The following is a 1,690-nucleotide window of genomic DNA, read 5'->3' as shown; positions in this document are numbered from 1 at the left end:
CGGTTCTTCCGCACTTTCGGTGCTGAGCGGTGGTTTGGGCGTTGAATCGCATGGTGGCCCGAGGGCAGCGCGATGCCAATCTCGAACCCGTCGATGCCGTCGGTCCCGGACGGCCTACACGTCGATGACCTGACGCTGGATGAAACGGGGTTGCTGATCACCGCCCGGACCACAGCGGCCCAGGCGTCCTGTCGGGTCTGCGGGCGTGCTTCGGCGCGGGTGCACAGCCGGTATTGGCGGACGTTCAAGGACCTGCCCTGGCAGGACCGGTCGGTGACGTGGCGGGTGCAGGTCCGCCGCTTCCGCTGCGGCCATTGCCCGGGGCGGATCTTCGCCGAACGCGTGCCGGGGCTCGGCACGCGCAAGTCGCGCCGCAGCGACCGGTTGGCTGAGGCGCAGACCGACATCGGCATGGTGCTGGGTGGTGAGGCCGGCGCAAGGTTGTCGCGGCGGCTGGCCATGCCTGTCAGTGGCGACACCGTCCTGCGCTTGATCCGTCGTCGCGGGACCGTACCGTCTCCGCCGCCGCGGGTGGTCGGCATCGACGATTGGGCATGGCGGCGCGGCCGGTCCTACGGCACCATCGTGTGCGACCTGGAGCGGCGGCGCGTCATCGACCTGTTGCCCGGCCGCTCGTCGGCACCGGTGCGGGATTGGCTCGCTGCCCATCCGAGCGTGACCGTGGTCAGCCGCGACCGCTCGGGGCCCTATGCCGAGGCTGCGCGTACGGGAGCGCCGACGGCGACGCAGGTCGCGGATCGCTGGCACCTGCTCGTCAACGCATCCGAGGCGCTGCGCGGCGCGGTCGAGCGACACCAGCTGGAGATCCGGAGCGTGGCCCACCGCGCCGTGAAGGATCCCCCTGCCTCCCTGGGCCTGAGGGAGACCGCAGCCAAGCCGGAGGTGACAAGCCGACGACGTGATCGCTGTGAGGCGGCCCTGTGCCTCCACGGCGAAGGTCTGCCGACCAAGGAGATTGCTCGCCGTCTCGGCGCGTCCCGCAACGCCGTGCGCCGCTGGGTGCGGGCAGGCCGGTTCGTGCCCTACCGCCGCGCACCGGGTTCAAGCCGGCTCGACCGCTATCTCCCCTTCGTCGAGGCCCGCTGGCAGGAAGGCCAGCACAGCGCCACCGCGCTTTGCCAGGAGTTGCACGCACAAGGCTTCACGGGTGGCTACGACATCGTCCGGCGCTGGGCTGCGCGTCGGAAGCGAGGGGCACCGGCTCGACCACCGTCCACTCGGATCCCCTCGACGCGCCGCATCACCCGGTGGCTCACGGGCGACCCAGCTGCACTGTCGCCAGAGGATCGCGCCTTCACCGAAGCGCTCTGCAGCGCCGCGCCGAGGCTGAGCCAAGCAGCCGAGGTTATCCGCGCCTTCGCCGATCTTCTGCGCCAAAACGATCCCACCGGACTGAAGCCCTGGCTAGAAGCTGCAGCCGCGACCGATCTCGGCGGCTTCGTCACAGGGCTCCGGCAGGACGAGCCAGCCGTGCGCGCCGCCATCGTCGAGCCCTGGAGCAACGGCCCCGTCGAGGGGCAGGTCAACCGCCTCAAGCTGATCAAACGCAGCATGTATGGTCGAGCCGGATTCGATCTCCTGCGACAGCGCGTCCTGCATGCTGCATGAGCCGCAATCAGCAAGGCTTGATCGGACGCCAAGCCTTCAGCACCGAAAGTGCGGAAGAACC

1 protein-coding gene is annotated in these 1,690 nt (G+C 69.8%); it reads left to right on the top strand.

The features are described from left to right. Nucleotides 1–93: 93 nt before the first annotated feature. Entirely contained in the window at nucleotides 94–1,629 is a 1,536-nt protein-coding gene (locus tag MFF24_RS28550; protein ID WP_012778771.1) for an ISL3-like element ISMdi2 family transposase, read from the top strand. Nucleotides 1,630–1,690 lie beyond the last annotated feature (61 nt).

This window comes from Methylorubrum aminovorans, from assembly GCF_022179725.1.
Taxonomy (GTDB): domain Bacteria; phylum Pseudomonadota; class Alphaproteobacteria; order Rhizobiales; family Beijerinckiaceae; genus Methylobacterium; species Methylobacterium aminovorans.
Note: the sequence above shows the minus strand (reverse complement) of the source record. Positions and strands in the feature narration are given on the sequence as shown.

Bases quoted from the DNA above. Each gene is read 5' to 3' on its own strand.
- MFF24_RS28550 (WP_012778771.1), top strand. From the start codon at position 94: ATGCCGTCGGTCCCGGACGGCCTACACGTCGATGACCTGACGCTGGAT.